We start from the raw sequence: 16,088 nt of genomic DNA on the forward strand, positions 1-16,088 counted from the left end.
CAGCCAATCTTTTTTCCTATTCACCGTACTTCTTAATCGGCAAATAGGTACACCTCCTTCGTATAGTAAAGTTGTAAGTCATGTCATGCATGTATGAAGGAATCAGCGTCAACTTCCCAATGGATCCATCTCCTGTCTCAGTGTATGATTTTGGTACATATCTTTAATTATATATTTATACACTACACAGTCAAACGGCAAGGTATGACTGTATATTACAGCGACCCGCTGTATTTTTAAGCAAACCTCCGGTTAGCAGGCTAAAAGAGCCGTCCTGTGCCATTTATGACAACAGAGACGGCCATTTCGGTTTTTTCCTGTAAAACGAAAGATTACAGATGCGCAGATGAGGTTTATCTGCCTTGTCCAGGGTTTCCGATAACACCAGGATATTGGTATATCAGTGGTTCATTAAATGTAATGTAATCCAGATTAAGCGTCAGCAGGATGATCCGCTGTCCTGTCGTTCTTTCCGAAATGATGATGTGATCACGCCCAGCCGCTTCAATCACGCCTGTGAAGACTTTGGCGTTCCATTGCGAGTTGTTCTCATACGTCATATAGAATGTTCCGGTCTTGCCTAAGTTCAGGCGCAATATGTTCTCGATGTAGGATTGCTCGAATTGCTGTGTCGGAGGGGCTTGCACGACAGTCCCGCCAGGTCCCATCGGACTGCCGCTGGTCACTTGCGGGGGAACCGTTCCCATACTGCCCATCGTCATACCGCCAGGTGAATGCGTTCCTCCGGGCATGCCCATACTGCCCCCTTGCAGGCCGGGATAACCGGACCCCATATTCATGTTATAAGCAGCCGGGCGAAAAGGTTGAGGCATCATTCGTATAAAATCCTCCTTATAAGTACATTTACAATCATGCTTACGTACTGCCGGTCACGCGAGTATAGAGACGTGAACGGCGCTTGTGATGCTGAGCCCTCGGTTAATACACGTTCGGGCAATCCGTGCTAGATGGACTGAAGAAGCAGTGGGCTTTGAACCGTCCAGTATTGGCCTGATTGTACCAGGTCGCCGGGCATTCAGCAGTGGGCCGGAAAAACCATAATGCATTCGAAGCCGGCCAAAACCGTTCGCCATTAATCGCACGCTGGGCAAGCCTGATATCCGAATCTCGGGCCTTTTGATAAAAATACCCCTTCTGAGGAGCTTCAAAACCCCCCGGGCTTTGGTATACCATATCCTGAATACTGCGGATATTGTTGAAATCGAGACAATTCCCGAGTATTCGGTTCACTCCAACGTTGCCGACCATCAGCATGCCTAGATTTCCTTCCCCCTCGGCTTCAGCCCTCATCAAACGAGCGAGCAGCCTGGTTTGCTCCGAGTTCGTTTTGATAACAGCCAAGTCTCTACCTCCCTACTTGATTGATTTTCCTTATAAGTGTATGTGCATCCGCCCAGTTGAGTGACAAAAAATGTTGCCTACTTGTACTTAAATGCGACATATTTTGTCCTTCTGAGACATTTAACAAACAAGAAAAAAGCTTTACATACGCCTGACGCCCCCCTAACAACCGGGCTATATACTGATGTCGACGGGTTGGAATCACATAACCCAAACATCAGAAAGCGAGGTCTTTAATCCCATGGAGAAAGAAATCACACTGGCTCCCCCGCTTCCGAGGGAAGGAATCCGGCGCGATAGGGCAGCTTCGCTTTGGACAAGCCGCTGGAAGGAAAGATCACTGGCCTACTTCTTATTGGCCCCATCCTTGATCCTGTTCGGTATATTCCTGTTTTATCCGCTGCTCAAATCCGTCTATCTGAGCCTGTATTTGACCGATCCGCAGGGCAGGGTCGCTTCCTTCGCAGGACTCGGCAATTTTAAGAGCATCTTGACATCCGACGTTTTCTACAACAGCTTGTGGATCACGGTCAAATTCATTCTTTTGACGGTACCGACGGGTGTTGCCGCTGCGCTGCTGCTGGCCGCCTTATCGATTCCCAAATTAAGGTTCTCCAAGCTGTTCCGGTTCTTCTTCTCGCTTCCGATGGCCGTATCCGTCGGCACCGGTTCGATCATTTGGATGGTGTTGTACCATCCAACCTTAAGCATTCTGAATTATGGCCTGAGTCTGGCGGGAATCAGTCCGATTGCCTGGCTGACAGACCCCAAGTGGGCCCTGCTGTCCATTGCCCTCATGACGGTCTGGCTGAATCTCGGTTTTAATTACATCGTCATGCTGAGCGGCATGCAAAGCGTTCCCGAGGATTTATACGAAAGCGCCAGGATCGACGGATCCGGTTCCTTCCGGACCTTTTTCCGGATTACACTGCCGCTCATTTCTCCCTCGCTCTTCTTTATTAGCGTCGTATCGATGATCAGCGCATTTCAGTCCTTTGCCCAAATTAACATCCTGACAAAAGGCGGACCGATGAACAGTACCGATGTCCTTGTCTACAACATCTATCAGGACGCGTTCATGAATTACCGGTTCGGCATCGGCAGCGCGCAGGCGCTCATCCTGTTTGTTCTCATTACGCTCTTGACGATCGTTCAATTCAAATTCGGCGAAAGGAAGGTGCATTACCAGTGAGCATGCGTTCCTTACATCAAACGACCCTGTATATCCTTCTAAGCATTGCCTCGCTGTTGATTTTGTTTCCGCTGCTTTTTACCCTATCCTCATCGTTCATGAGCAGCGCTGAATCAGCCACCTACCCGCCGCGCCTGCTGCCTTCCGGTCTGCACCCGGATAATTTCCTCCAGGTGCTCAATACCGTGCCGGTGATCCGGTTTATCACGAACAGCTTTGTCGTTTCGACGGCGATTATGCTGGGACAGCTGATCACGGCAAGCATGGCCGCCTATGCATTCGCATTTTTGCGTTTTCCCGGAAAGGCCGTCATTTTCTCGCTGTTCCTCTCCACCATGATGATCCCTTGGGAAGTCACCATGATTCCCAACTATCTCACGGTGAGAAGCTGGCATTGGCTGGATTCGTATCAAGGGCTGATCGTGCCCTTCCTGGCATCGGCGTTCGGCACGTTTCTACTGAGACAGTATTTCCTGCAGCTGCCCAGGGAACTGTTCGAAGCTGCCAGAGTCGATGGCTGTGGACATATCCGTATCTTTATCCGGCTCGTCCTGCCTCTGTCATTGCCTTCGCTCGCAACGCTCGCCGTATATTCGTTCCTAACCAATTGGAGCAATTATTTGTGGCCGCTGCTGATCACGAACCAAGAGAGCATGCGTACCGTCCAGATCGGTATCGGCATGCTCCAATTCGAAGAAGTCACCGCATGGAATGTTGTGATGGCCGGGATCGTGATCATGCTCCTGCCTTCCCTCCTTCTGCTCCTTGTGGGCTTAAAGCCGCTCGTGCGAGGGATAACCGCAGGCGCCTTGAAGGGTTAACTAGCCAAACTATTAATTGTATTAATTAAATAGGTGTCGACATTGTAAGCTCTCGCCGGACACGGCAGAATTTACAATTTCACAATAAATGAACCATTCAAAAGGGAGAGAAGAGAAACATGAAACCATTGAGAAAAAAATCGCTGGCTATGCTTCTGATATCCTGCATGATGCTGGCAGCTTCCGGCTGCGGCTCCAAAGGTGCAGACAAACCGGAAGGCACTGCAGCGGCGGCAGAAGCTCCAGCTAATCAGGCACAACCAGTCAAGGTCGTATGGTGGCATTCCATGAGCGGAGACGTGGGCAAAGCAGCACAAAGTCTCGTGGATAAGTTTAACGCGGAGCACAAGGAGATTGTCGTTCAGGCAGAATATCAAGGCAAGTACGATGAGAGCTTGAACAAGCTCAAAGCCGCGCTCGGTTCCGACAGCGGCCCTTCCCTGATCCAAGTGTACGAAATCGGCAGCCGCTTCATGATCGACAGCAAGGCCATCACGCCGGTACAGCAGTTTATCGATGCCGAATCCTATGATACATCCAGTCTTGAACCAAATATTCTGAACTACTATACCTTCGACAGCAAACTGTATTCCATGCCTTTTAATACGTCTAATCCCATCCTCTATTACAACAAGGATGCTTTCAAAGCAGCAGGGCTGGATCCGGAAAAACCGCCTGCAACCTATCAGGAAGTTGCCGATGCGGCCAAAAAACTGACAAAAGCGGGCCAGACCGGCGGTTCCTTCGCCCTTTACGGCTGGTTTATGGAGCAGCTGTTTGCCAATCAGGGCGCAGAGCTGCTCGACAACGGTAATGGACGTACGAAGCCGGCTACGGCTTCACTGCTCGCCAGTGAAGCGGGCGTGAAGACGCTGGACTGGTGGAAGCAGATGATCGATGATCAAACCATGCTTAACCTGGGACGCAAAACCGACGATACGTCCAAAGCTTTTGCGGCCGGCCAAATTGCCATGACGCTGGATTCCACCGCTTCCCTGCGCAGCATCGTCAAATCGGCCGAAGGCAAGTTTGAAGTCGGCACAGGCTTCCTTCCCAAAGCCGATAGCCAGGTGCAGGGCGGCGTAATCGTCGGCGGGGCGAGCAACTGGATTCTGAATAACCGCCCGGAAGCCGAGCAACAAGCGGCTTGGGAGTTCATCAAGTTTTTGGCAGAGCCGCAGTCACAAGCCGAATGGCACATCAATACGGGATATTTCCCCATCACGCAAAAAGCCTATGACGAGCAGAACGTGAAGGATAACATGACCCAATATCCACAATTCCAGACCGCCGTCGATCAGCTTCACCAAACGACGCCAAGCCTTGCTACGCAGGGCGCCGTGATGGGCGTCTTCCCGGAAGCAAGGCAGCTAACTGAAACCGCGATCGAAGAAGTCTTGAATAACAAAAAAACGTCCAAGCAGGCTCTGGATGACGCAGCCAAATCCATTACGGCTAAAATCGGAGAGTATAATCAAACCGTCGGCAAGTAAACACGGAATTCCCCCTTCAGTATAAGATGAAGGGGGAATTTTATTTCATCATCGTTACGTCGTTTTATTTATAATCATTAATCGTTAGGTATACTGGCTTCGTTCGTCAGGTTCTCCACCTGCTGAATGATTTCGACGACCAGTGCTTTCAAGGCCGCCGGGCCGATGGCTGCATCGTAAGCATTCCAGATCTCATCCCGAAGACGCTTCGCATCCGCCAATAATCCGATCGACTGTTTCATGGAAGCCGTATATCTGGAGCGAATTTCTTCTATTTCATCTGCATAAGCCTCATCCGTCCCAGCTTGAATGGCCAATTCATATACATCAAGGATGCTGTCGCCTTCGCGGCTCGGGAAATGCTCATGCGGTGCCGTGCTATCGAAGATGCCAAGGCTGAGCTCCGGGAAAATAAGCATATCCAGGCTGTTCGGATCAAACCCGCAGTGATAAATCTCTGTATCGATTCCACGCGCTTCGGCTTCCTTGGCCAGCTTCTTGAACATGGTCGATTTGCCTGAACCGGGACGCCCTTTCACAAAAATACGCGTGGCGAGCGAATCCGTCAGGTTCGGCACATAATCCACTGCCCCCTGCCATGTCGCTGCGCCGAGAAAGCGGCGTGTAACCCTGGCTTCTTTGGAACCGGTTGGAATCAGGTATTCCTCGGCCAGGTCCGCCGTCAATTGGTTCGCGCTGTTCCGGTCCAAATGCTCGATGTAGAATTTCTCCCATTCATCATGAATCCGCAGCGTCTTCAAGAAAGATTCATACGCTTGGTTGTATATCGCTGCCATTTCCTGTTTCAATTCTATCGTCTCCGCCTCGGCTTCCTTCATCAGCTCTCCGAGCTGCACCCGGCTAGCATCCAGTACACGAATCTCCGTGCCTTCCAGCACCGGGTCCGCACTCCAGACGTTCCCGTCGAGGATGGCGACTCCCGTTTCCTCGAGCACGATCCCTTCGAGCCGATCCTGATCTAATGCATCATGTATATACTGCTTGCTCCCCCCGGTCTGGCGCCAAGCGTCGGCCAATTCATCCAGCAGCCGTGACGGTCCCGAGCCGGCCAAACCGTTAATTACAATAACCGTATCCAGCCCGTTTAAGACAGAATCGTATAAGGTGTATAAGCCTGCAGCGGTATTGCCACGGGCAAAATAGTGTTTTTCCTGACCTGCCATCCTTGTGTTCACGCTCCTTCTTCATCCTTTGAATGCTCACATCTTCAGGTTATGCACGGCTTCTTTTCTGTGTGAATGCCCATGTCAATCAACCTTTTCCCGCAAGAAAAAAGAGCCCCTGCAGGGCTCGAGCGGAGTGAACAGGGGCTCTTCAATCATTTACGGTTTGGCATTCTTCCAATAATCATAGGCGTGCACAAGATTGCCCGTATACGAAGGAGAATCCTTCAGGAGCTCAGGAAGCTTGGCAAGCTCTTCTTCCATGTAAGAGGAACCTTCCTCGAAGAAGGTAATGTGATTTCCTTCATGGCTCTCCTTCATCTCTACCGAGATCAGGAGCGGCTTGCCCAGTTCGTTAGCGAAGGCCATTTCCTCCTTCGACACGCTGACGATGCCATTCGATCCGCCAGCGGTGTCGCGGAACGCCATTAGAGATACATGGTCCATCCGATTGATCATCCACTTGCTTAAGGAGATGTCCTCGCCCGGAACCTTGTATTTATCCAGCCAAACAGCGAGATCCATGCTGGCCTGCAAATTAGAATCCTTCTTGAGCTCGGTGACGAATGCGTCCAAATTCGAGGTCCACTCTGCGATGACCTCGGCCGAGTCCGTCTTCCAATCCGGCAGTACGTAAGGCTCGATGTCCAAATGTATGCCATGGAAACGTTCGTCTCCTTCGGCCATCCGGTTGTATTCTTTTACATACTTGACCAGCTTCAACATCTTCGCCTGGTTTTCAGAAAGCGCCCAAATCGGGTGTCCGCCCATGGCATGCACTTCGATGCCCGCGGCCGAAGCTTGCTTCACAAAATCTTTGTAAGCACCAAAGGGCTGCTGCAGATCAAGCCGGACGTATAGCCAGTTCAGCTTCTTCTCCTTGGCGAAATCCAGGATTTCCTGTCCGTTCTGCAGAACTTCGTTGGCTTCCCAAATATACGTCCCTCTTACCCGCTGATCCCTGTCGACTGGCGCGGGATCCGGAACCTGATCCCCGTCTCCCGGTTCCGGCTGCTCACCGCCGGGCTCTGATCCTTCCCCGCCGTCAGGCATGTTCTCCCAGTTGCGGAAATCATGAACCGCTATTCCTCCAAACGAAGTATAGGAGCTCAGCTCGCTGGTTAAGTCCTGAAGAGACACATTCATCTGTTCTTTGCTGCGTCCATAAAATGACGTATGGGCTTCTCCGGGCATTTCTTTCGTATTGACTCCGACAAGAACTCGCTTGCCTAAACTGTCCGCCAGTTTGAACTCGTCTTGTGCAAGCGTGACAATCCCATGCTCGGAAGCCACCTCACTGCGGTATGCCAGTACGGTGACATGATCGAAGGCATTCATAAGCCATGCATTCAGGCTTCCGCCTTCGGATGTGGTATAGGAATCGAACCAGAACGGGACATCGACCCCCAGCTCCAGCCCCGTATCCGAAGTCTTGTCGAGAAAAGCCTTCATGTTGTTTTCCCAAGAAGAGATCACTTCGTTCGGTTCGCTGTCCCACTGCGGGAGGACGTAAGGTTCTATATCGAGATGTATGCCGTCGAACCGGTTATCGGGAGCTGCGCCTGCGTTGTAGTCCAACGTCCAATCGGCGAGTCCGAGCATGCGGTCCCTGTGCTCCAGCAATGCCCATCTTGGATCTCCTCCCAGTGCATGAACGGCAATGCCTCCCGCATGCGCATTCTGTATAAACTGCTCATAGGTTCCTTTCGGCAAATCCCGATTGATTTGCAAGTAAATCAGATTGATGCCTTCCTGACCCGCAAAATCAAGCAGGTGCTCCCCACCATCCTCGATTAATTCGGTTTGCCATACCCAAGTCGCTTTGACTCCTTCGGTCGGCGACTTAAAGCCGACCAGCAGCACAGCGGTCAGGAACAGCAGCCCCGCAAGCCATCGAGAATTTTTGACAATCATAATTTCCCTCCATTCCTATGCGAGGACAATATCGATTCGCCCTCAATTCTGAATATGAGCTGCGATTGGTTTCGCCATTTTCTCCAGGTTTTCCGGTTATGTAAGGGACCAAACGGCTTGTCAAAAGCTCATATGATGCAGTAAACGGAGTTATTATAGCATTGATTCCGTAAAAAAAGATGAGCCCATATCCTTATAGGACAGGCTCACCTCCAGGTCCGCAACTTCCATCTGCACAAAAGGAACTATCCCGAATTGGAATTTTTTATCCCTTTTTCTTCCCAAAGTGAAAATATGGAAGGCTTTAGGGCCAACTGCTCAGGAGAAAAGTTACGGTTCGTAAATCATTTTCCGTGTCATACCGCCATCGATCACCAAATGTGTCCCGGTTACAAAGCTGTTGTCCGGATCTGCCAAATACAGGCAGGCTCTCGCAATGTCATCCGGTTGACCTACGCGGCCGGCAGGATGCTGTTCATGATCTTCCTTTCGGAGCGCTTCGTAATCCCCCGTCTCAATCCAGCCGGGACTGATGCAGTTCACGCGGATGCCGTCACCTCCGAGCGACACCGCCATGGCATGCGTCAGTGCCACGATCGCTCCTTTTGAAGCCGCATAGGCTTCGGTATCCGGTTCGCTCATCATGGCTCTGGTAGATGCCATATTGACGACGGCTCCGGTGCCTCCATGCTTTTTCATGTACCGTGCCGCTTCCCGTGTCGCGAGGAAACAGCTTCTCGCATTCGTATTAAGAATGTCGTCCCACTCCGCAACCGACAATTCATAAGGTGACTTCCACCGGGAAACCCCTGCATTGTTAATCAAAATGTCGAGGGTTCCGTATTCTTCTTCAGCCGCTTTCATCAGCTTCCGGATATCGTCCTCTTCGCGGACATCACAAGGTACAAAGACGGCTTGTCCCCCGCCGCTGCGGATGGCTGCCGCTGAAGCAGCTCCTTGCTCCGCGTTATTGTCCCCCAGCACTAACCGGGCACCCCTGTCGGCAAAAGCCTTTGCTACGCCATAACCGATGCCCTGAGCAGCCCCGGTCACGACTACAACGAGATTTTCAAAAGCCATTTCCATTCCTCCTTGTCCTACCTGCTGCTTATACTTTAAATTCACCCGTAGTTTAAATCAAGAAACCCAGCAAATAAACAGAAAGACCGCATCCTAAAGGACACGGTCCAATCTAAACCGTCACGATTCCACATCAATGCTCGTAATCGCGGTACAAAGCAGCGGGCTGTGCTTCCCGGGCTAGCCGCATATTTCGTTCGAAGCCTTTGAACCGCGTTCCCTGAAACGTGAGCCGGCCGTCATCGCCTTCGGCGCATAAGCCGTATTGCTGCCCGTTTACGCCAAATTCCATGCGATCGCCACTGTCCAATTCGAAGGTAATGTAATATGTAGTGTTCGTATGGCTGGATACATGGTCGTTAGGCTCGTGACGGTGGTGCTGGTTAATCTCGGTGCGTTTACTGACAATCCGGGAATCCACGGTGAGTACAGGCTGTTTGTTATTCCGCCCCCACTGAAGCAATCCCCTGCCGGCAGACAAGACGATGATACCGATAATGACGATCAGAAAAATCGGCATGACTTTACCGAAGAAGTCAAACATCCAAAACGTTCCTGGCATGCTTCTCCCCTCCTCTTTTGACTTTAGGCTAAGGCGCTTGCGAAGATCTTTAGCGGGCCTGTTCATAACAAGTATATGCAGCGTGTATGACAAAAAAACCTCCACTTCGCTTTTCAGCCCGTGGAGGTTTCAGGTGGAAGAGTATGCTGTTTTACGCATGAACCTGGTCCAGATAGTAGCGGGTTTCCTCTTGCGGATCTTGGGCAAGAAGTCCCTGGGCTTCCCAGCATGCCTTGCATTTCTCTTCTGTGTCGCAAGTACAAGCATCCTGGCAGGTATAGCAGAACTGAAGCAAATATTCGGTCGTTTTATCCTGAGTAAAGTTTGTCATGGTTCTCACTCCCGTTATTAGGTTCTCCTTACACTCTTAGAGTATCATACAATGGATACAGAGATTGTGATTTAATTCACATATGAATTCAAATTTTAAATATTTTTTCATTCCCCCTTGTTGTTCCTCCTATACTTAACAAAAAAGCTGGAGAACATATCGTTCTCCAACTTTTTATAGGACTCTCCAGTTGAGCCCTCCATCCGTCGTTTGAAGTAAGCGGGAGCTTTTCTGCTCATTGTTCTCAACCAATATCCACCCTACGAGCGGGGAAGAAAACTGCAGCTTGACGACTTCCGGATACTCGGCAAGCTTCTCCTTGATCACCTGGTTGTCAGCTACACTGGACCATGTTTTCCCTTGATCCAGGGTATGGTAAATTGTGCTGCCGAGCAGTGCCCATCCCTCATTTGCGCTGATAAAAACCGGACGGATATCTTGATTCATGCCTTCACTGCTGCCCAGACCGAAATTGACAAAATTCCATGTCGCGCCGCCATCCTGCGTAAAGTACCCGTTATATTTCGTCGAATTCCCATTTTTGCAGCCGATCGGGATGAAGCCTGCTTTGCGGCCGATATCCAAAAATTGCGGACGGTCCGTCGTGTAGGAAACACAGTTCTTGAACTTGTCCCTGTTAAAAAAGGTCGGGCCGGACGCCCACTTGTTTCCCCCGTCCAGCGTCTGATACATCTTAGGCTCGCCAAGCTCCTGCACCATCGTATAGCCGCGCTGCGAATCGACGAAGGTCATGCCCAGCGTATACCCCAAATGCGGAATGGGACTCGTTACGGTCGCTTTCGCAGGGTTGTACTCCGTATTTTGCATGACGACTTTCCACAGTGAGCCTCCGTCGTCCGTCCGGTAGAGGACCTTCATTTCTTTGCCGGTGGTCGAATCCTCCGTCGCCATCAGCCAGCCCCGATCAGGGGAATCAAATGTAATGGCGGAAATTTTGTTTTTTTGCGCAATGGAAGAAATGTCCCAGCTTTCCCCTCCATCACTTGTATGAAGCACGATCGTTTCGGCTAAACCGGAAGGATCGCGGACGATCCAGCCATGATTCGGGTCTGTAAAATAAATATCCTTGCCGTAACGCGGATTCGCCGGAAATTGCACGTTCGCGGACGGAGAAATGTTCACCCAGGTCTGGCCGTTATCATCCGTCAAGTACATGCGCAGCTCATTGCGCGTCAGTCCCCAGGCGATCCCCTTCGTTTCTGTTAGCAGCTGGAAATCCGTGAGCTTGGTTTGGATCTGGTATTTGCCTGTATCCTTCGTATTTTTCTTGGCCGTATCCGGGGCTACAACGGTTAAGGTCTGACCTAGATCAGCGACCGAATCCGTCGTATCCTGAGCGGCAGGAGCTGACTCCGGCAATACGTTCTGTTCATCATGCGATGAGCATGCACTCAACAATACACTGAACAATACCGTAAGCGAAGCGAGCTTTTTGGTCCATTTCATTCAAGTTCCTCCTCTCCCAAAGGACGGCTTGTCCTTCAAAAGAAAACTCCAATCCAAATCATATAACAAGAAGAGGGGTTTGCGCCAGTTTACATCGGGGAAAGGAATGAAATGCTAGAAAGGACAGGTAAACGTCGGTAGATTTCATCGTGTTTCCAATCCATTTATTCTTCGGACTTCCCTGTTGGATGATTTAGTAGGCTGTGCTTTTTGCCGTAAAGAAAATAAATCAGCAAACCTACTGCCATCCAGATCACAAATCCGATCCATGTGATAGCCTGCAAATTGATCATTAAGTAAATACAAGCTGCAGCGCTGAGCAGTGGCAGGAAGGGTACCCAAGGCACGCGGAAGCCGCTCTTGATCCCTTTATTGTTCTTCCGCAAAGCAATAATGCCTAACGACACCACTGCAAATGCGAATAACGTACCGATACTTGTCAAATTGGCCAGCTTGCTTAGCGGCACAAATCCGGTCAAAATCGCGATGAGTGCGCCGGTCAGCCATGTGCTTTGGGCCGGCGTCTGGGCTTTGCCGCTTACGTTGGACAGCTTGCGGCTCAGCAAACCGTCCCGGGAGATGGCAAATAGCAGTCGTGTCATGCCGAACAGCATCACGAGCAATACCGTGGTCATGCCGGCGATCGCACCTACAGACGTCAGCCCCGCAAGCACGTCCTGATTCACGAAACGCAGTGCAAAAGCAACCGGGTCGCCGACATTCAGCGACGCATACGGCACGATTCCCGTCAGCACCAGAGACACGGCTATATACAGCACCGTGCAGATCGCGAGAGAAGCAATGATGCCGATCGGCAGGTCACGCTGAGGTCGCTTAACCTCTTCGGCCGCTGTCGCTACCGCATCAAATCCGATATATGCAAAAAACACCGTCGCCGCACCATTGATCACCCCACCGACTCCAAAAGGAAGAAAAGGCGACCAGTTCTCCGGCTTCACATAAAAGGCGCCTACACCGATGAACAGCAGTACGATGACCAGCTTGACGATGACCATAATTCCATTAAAGCGTGCCGTCTCCTGTACGCCCCGGTTCAGCAAATATGTAATGACGAAAATAATGATCACCGCAGGCAAGTCGATAATGGTTCCTTTGGACGCGTCATAAGCTCCCGCAATGGCCGTCGGAAGATGAATGCCGAAACCGTCAAGCAGCCCCATGAAATAGGATGACCAGCCGCTCGCCACGGCAGCCGCAGCCACGCCGTATTCCAGGATGAGATCCCATCCGAGAATCCATGCGATGATTTCCCCGAACGCCACGTAGCTGTAGGCATAAGCACTGCCAGAAACCGGCACGCTTGAGGCAAATTCGGAGTAACACAGAGCCGATAGGACGCAGGTCAAAGCTGCGATCGCAAAGGAGATGATCAGTCCCGGACCGGCATGCACCGCCGCCGCAACCCCTGTGAGAACGAATATCCCCGTACCGATGATGGCCCCGACTCCTAACGCGGTTAAGTCCAACGCCCCCAAGGTTCTTTTCAGCTGGCCAACCGACTCGTCCATGTTTTCCACCGTTTTTTTACGAAAAATATCCATTTTTTCCTCTCCTCGCTGTCATTTTTTCGTTTTTAACGGTTTAGTTGATGGGTTTTAATTATGAACTCAAAAGTATTTTTCTGTCAATGAGGCATACCATGGAAATCGTTTACACATCATATTTTTTTATGCGAAAAACTCCCAAGGATCCGATTGCCCGCTTCTTGGGGTATCGGAACCTGGGAGTATAGTCGAAGGTCATGCTCCAAATCACTTAAATACTTTTACTCGCTCTTCAATCGGCATGAATTCCTTCTCCCCTGGCTGCGCTGTCGGTTTGCCAAATGGCATTTGGGCGATCAGCTTCCAGGAAGCCGGAAGGCTCCATTCCTTCTGTACCTGTTCGTCTATAAGCGGATTATAGTGCTGCAGGGATGCCCCGAGACCTTCCTGTTCAAGCAGCGTCCACACGATCAGTTGAATCATGCCCGACGTCTGGTTAGCCCATACCGGAAAATTGTCCTTATAAAGCGCAAATTGCTCCTGCAGGTTCTTCACGATATCCATGTCTTCAAAAAACAGCACCGTTCCGTACCCGCTTTTGAACGATTCGATCTTCTGGTCCGTATTCTTGAACGCTTCTTCGTTATTGACAACCTTACGCAGTGTTTCCTTAGTGAGGTCCCAAAGCTTGTCATGGTTTGCCCCTAACAGCAGAACGACGCGGGAAGTTTGAGAGTTAAAAGAGGAAGGAACATACTTCACCGTCTCTTCAATGATCTGCTGAATCCGCTCGTCGGTGCTAACATTCTCCTTGCTGATGCCATAAATGGAACGTCTCTTCTTCAGTGCTTCAATCATAGGGTTATCCATCCCGTCACTACCTCCGTATGGTATGCAAAATGCAAAATGATGAGTTCTGATTCAAGGACCGGGTAGGCCGCTAATTCTTAAAATTCCCCACTTCCTTTCAAATATGCCTTACGGCCTTGATGGACTTGCTTCCAATAAAAAACGGTTCTGCCATCGCTCCTGAAGAGCAAACAGAACCGTTATATGAACGGGTTGCGAATTTACTGCTTGACCCAGGCGGTCTTCAGATCCATTTCCCGGATGCATTCCGAGTTGTCATGATCATCATTGCCGATCAGCGGAGTAACCGGATAATAATCCATTTCGCTGTCGGAATAGGTCTGAAGCAGCGAGCTTAACGAATGAAACGCCGTGTTTTCTTCATTCAACCAGTCTTGGATGGCATCCTTCGGCAGAATCGCCGGCATGCGCTTCTCTTCGAAATTGCCGATGAGACGATTCGACTCTGTCATGACGAGCGTACAGGTACGAAGAGGCTCCCCTTTGTAATCTTTCCAAATTTCATACAGCCCGGCAACGCCGAACATCTCCCGGTTCTTCAATACAACACGCACCGGATGCATTTTCTTGCCTTCCTTTTTCCAATAATACAGTCCGTTGCACGGAATGACACAGCGCTGGCGTTCGATCATTTTCCGGTAAGACGGGTTCTCCTTGACGGTTTGCAAGTCGGCATTGACCGCATCCTTTCCCCAATAGGGAATGAATCCCCAGCGGAACTCGTCCAGTACCCGCTCACCATCCTGCTGCAGAAGCACCGGGGCGGATTGGGTCGGACTGATATTGTAACGGTTTTTGTAATAATACATCACGCGGTCCACTTGAAAATGCTCCAGCACGACCGGCAGGTCGGCGGCCATTGAATAACGCTGGCACATGCAGCATCACCCTCCTCTATGTGATGTTAATGTCTGCATAAAGGAGGAAAATTATTCATGGATGCTCTAACGCCCCTCCTCCTTCATACTCGCTATAATTGGTTTCATCCGTGGGAATCATTATGAGGAAAGGGGGCATTCCGATGGAGCCGGAGTCAAAATGCAGAGATCTCTATCCGCAGATGAGCGAAATTAAAACGCGGTTAGAGATCATATCCAGCGAGATTCATACATTAATCACTTCCTCCGGGCAAGAGGATATCGATATACTAAAGGATCTTACAACACTGTCCAAAAAAGTGATGGAGACAGCGAACATAGCCTCTTCTTACCATTTAAATCGCTTGTTGGGACCTTACACTCATCAATGCAGTATTATTTTCAAAGCCATAAGACAATTGAGCACCAAACGTAAGGGAGCACTGATAGTCATCCAAAGGGAAGATTCGCTCGATGATCTCATTACGAAGGGCATTCCTCTTTCTGCGGAAATTTCAATCGCGTTGCTCGATTCCATTTTCCATGTGGGTACTCCGCTTCACGACGGGGCCGTATTGATCCAGAATGATGTGATCATATCGGCAGCGAATATCCTCCCCCTCACCCGCAAAGCTTATAAAGGGGTGAAATTGGGAACCCGTCATCGTGCGGCCATCGGTTTGTCGGAGAAGTGCGATGCACTGATATTTATCGTATCCGAAGAGACCGGCAAAGAAGCATTCGCTTACCGGGGATCCATGTATCCATTTCATATGTCAATCTGAAGTGAACAATGATGGAAGGAGTGATGCCACGAATGGATCAGCACTACTGTAAGGGGGATTTTCCTTTGTTACGGAATGACCTGACCGCAAAACTCACGCATATCGGCACCATCCTTGAACAGGATATCGCTAACCTTGAGCAAAATGATATTCAGATCTTGAATGATATCGCATTGATTTCAAAGGAATTGTCCGATTTAGAATCGATGACATCTACCTATTTTTTAAATTGCCTTCTTTCGGAATATACAAGTTACAGCCAGGAAATCTCCCGTTCGATCCATCGGATGACCCCGAAAGGTCAGGATGCCCTGATTGTCCTGGAAAAGAACGACCCCGTATCCCCTCTGATCACGGAAGGTACGCCGATCCGAGCCAAAATTACAAGCCAGCTTATTGAATCCATATTCCATCCGGAAAGCCCTCTATCCAATGGAGCCGTGCTGATTAAATCCGATATGGTGGTCTCTGCATCGAATGTGCTGCCGCTATCAAGCCAAATCTTTTGGGACCGTCTCTTTAATGTTCGTGAGCTGTCCGCCTTGGGTCTGTCGGAAATAAGCGACGCATTGATTCTCGTTGTTTCCAAAGAAGCTTCGACGTTATTCTGTTTGAATGGACAACTCTTCCCCTTTTCTACGCGTTTCCCTTGAGCTTAAAACCCA

16 protein-coding genes are annotated in these 16,088 nt (G+C 50.1%); 5 read left to right on the forward strand and 11 right to left on the reverse strand.

The features are described from left to right. Positions 1-353: 353 nt before the first annotated feature. Both gerQ and ACTHPM_RS06670 read right to left on the reverse strand, forming a co-directional pair. Positions 354-836, reverse strand: a complete 483-nt coding sequence (gene gerQ, locus ACTHPM_RS06665) for a spore coat protein GerQ (RefSeq protein WP_440394409.1) — start codon at positions 834-836, stop codon at positions 354-356. 103 nt (positions 837-939) lie between these two features. Next, a complete protein-coding gene (locus ACTHPM_RS06670; protein WP_440394410.1) occupies positions 940-1,362 on the reverse strand; it encodes a cell wall hydrolase in 423 nt (140 codons plus the stop codon). A gap of 241 nt (positions 1,363-1,603) precedes the next feature. On the opposite strand from ACTHPM_RS06670, the gene ACTHPM_RS06675 reads away from it, so the two are divergent. The 3 genes from ACTHPM_RS06675 to ACTHPM_RS06685 all read left to right on the forward strand — a co-directional run bounded on the left by ACTHPM_RS06675 (position 1,604) and on the right by ACTHPM_RS06685 (position 4,868). Further along, complete coding sequence (locus tag ACTHPM_RS06675; protein WP_440394411.1) at positions 1,604-2,554, forward strand: carbohydrate ABC transporter permease; 951 nt, start codon at positions 1,604-1,606, stop codon at positions 2,552-2,554. Positions 2,555-2,556: 2 nt separating this feature from the next. Continuing rightward, positions 2,557-3,375, forward strand: a complete 819-nt coding sequence (locus ACTHPM_RS06680) for a carbohydrate ABC transporter permease (protein ID WP_440394412.1) — start codon at positions 2,557-2,559, stop codon at positions 3,373-3,375. 119 nt (positions 3,376-3,494) lie between these two features. Then, positions 3,495-4,868 carry an ABC transporter substrate-binding protein gene (locus ACTHPM_RS06685; RefSeq protein WP_440394413.1) on the forward strand — a complete coding sequence of 458 codons (1,374 nt, stop codon included), beginning with the start codon at positions 3,495-3,497 and terminating at the stop codon, positions 4,866-4,868. A 77-nt stretch (positions 4,869-4,945) separates the two neighbouring features. Here the strand turns inward: ACTHPM_RS06685 and ACTHPM_RS06690 are convergent, their stop codons facing one another. From ACTHPM_RS06690 to ACTHPM_RS06730, 9 genes are all read right to left on the reverse strand, one after another. After that, on the reverse strand, positions 4,946-6,064 hold the full coding sequence (locus tag ACTHPM_RS06690) for a hypothetical protein (protein WP_440421476.1): 1,119 nt from the start codon (positions 6,062-6,064) through the stop codon (positions 4,946-4,948). 147 nt (positions 6,065-6,211) lie between these two features. Next, positions 6,212-7,966: a hypothetical protein gene (locus tag ACTHPM_RS06695; RefSeq protein ID WP_440394415.1), complete on the reverse strand. Its 1,755-nt coding sequence runs from the start codon at positions 7,964-7,966 to the stop codon at positions 6,212-6,214. 330 nt (positions 7,967-8,296) lie between these two features. After that, complete coding sequence (locus ACTHPM_RS06700) at positions 8,297-9,046, reverse strand: SDR family NAD(P)-dependent oxidoreductase (RefSeq protein WP_440394416.1); 750 nt, start codon at positions 9,044-9,046, stop codon at positions 8,297-8,299. Positions 9,047-9,179: 133 nt separating this feature from the next. Next, positions 9,180-9,608 (reverse strand): DUF2500 domain-containing protein, encoded by a 429-nt coding sequence (locus ACTHPM_RS06705; RefSeq protein ID WP_440394417.1) that lies wholly within the window; start codon positions 9,606-9,608, stop codon positions 9,180-9,182. Between the two features lie 151 nt (positions 9,609-9,759). Continuing rightward, positions 9,760-9,939, reverse strand: coding sequence for a hypothetical protein (locus ACTHPM_RS06710; RefSeq protein ID WP_440394418.1), 180 nt, complete (start codon positions 9,937-9,939; stop codon positions 9,760-9,762). Between the two features lie 174 nt (positions 9,940-10,113). Beyond that, positions 10,114-11,406: a WD40/YVTN/BNR-like repeat-containing protein gene (locus ACTHPM_RS06715; protein ID WP_440394419.1), complete on the reverse strand. Its 1,293-nt coding sequence runs from the start codon at positions 11,404-11,406 to the stop codon at positions 10,114-10,116. A 164-nt stretch (positions 11,407-11,570) separates the two neighbouring features. Further along, a complete protein-coding gene (locus tag ACTHPM_RS06720; RefSeq protein WP_440394420.1) occupies positions 11,571-12,968 on the reverse strand; it encodes an amino acid permease in 1,398 nt (465 codons plus the stop codon). Between the two features lie 210 nt (positions 12,969-13,178). Further along, complete coding sequence (locus tag ACTHPM_RS06725; RefSeq protein ID WP_440394421.1) at positions 13,179-13,781, reverse strand: nitroreductase family protein; 603 nt, start codon at positions 13,779-13,781, stop codon at positions 13,179-13,181. 200 nt (positions 13,782-13,981) lie between these two features. Continuing rightward, entirely contained in the window at positions 13,982-14,659 is a 678-nt protein-coding gene (locus ACTHPM_RS06730) for an SOS response-associated peptidase (protein WP_440394422.1), read from the reverse strand. Between the two features lie 182 nt (positions 14,660-14,841). Here ACTHPM_RS06730 and cdaS point away from each other — a divergent pair, with 182 nt between their 5' ends. Together cdaS and ACTHPM_RS06740 are read left to right on the forward strand one after the other, a co-directional pair. After that, a complete protein-coding gene (gene cdaS / locus ACTHPM_RS06735) occupies positions 14,842-15,423 on the forward strand; it encodes a sporulation-specific diadenylate cyclase CdaS (RefSeq protein WP_440394423.1) in 582 nt (193 codons plus the stop codon). Between the two features lie 32 nt (positions 15,424-15,455). Next, the gene (locus tag ACTHPM_RS06740) at positions 15,456-16,076 is read left to right on the forward strand and encodes a diadenylate cyclase (RefSeq protein ID WP_440394424.1); all 621 of its coding nucleotides are present in this window, start codon (positions 15,456-15,458) and stop codon (positions 16,074-16,076) included. Positions 16,077-16,088 lie beyond the last annotated feature (12 nt).

This window comes from Paenibacillus sp. SAFN-054 (assembly GCF_051966755.1).
GTDB lineage: Bacteria > Bacillota > Bacilli > Paenibacillales > Paenibacillaceae > Paenibacillus_AQ.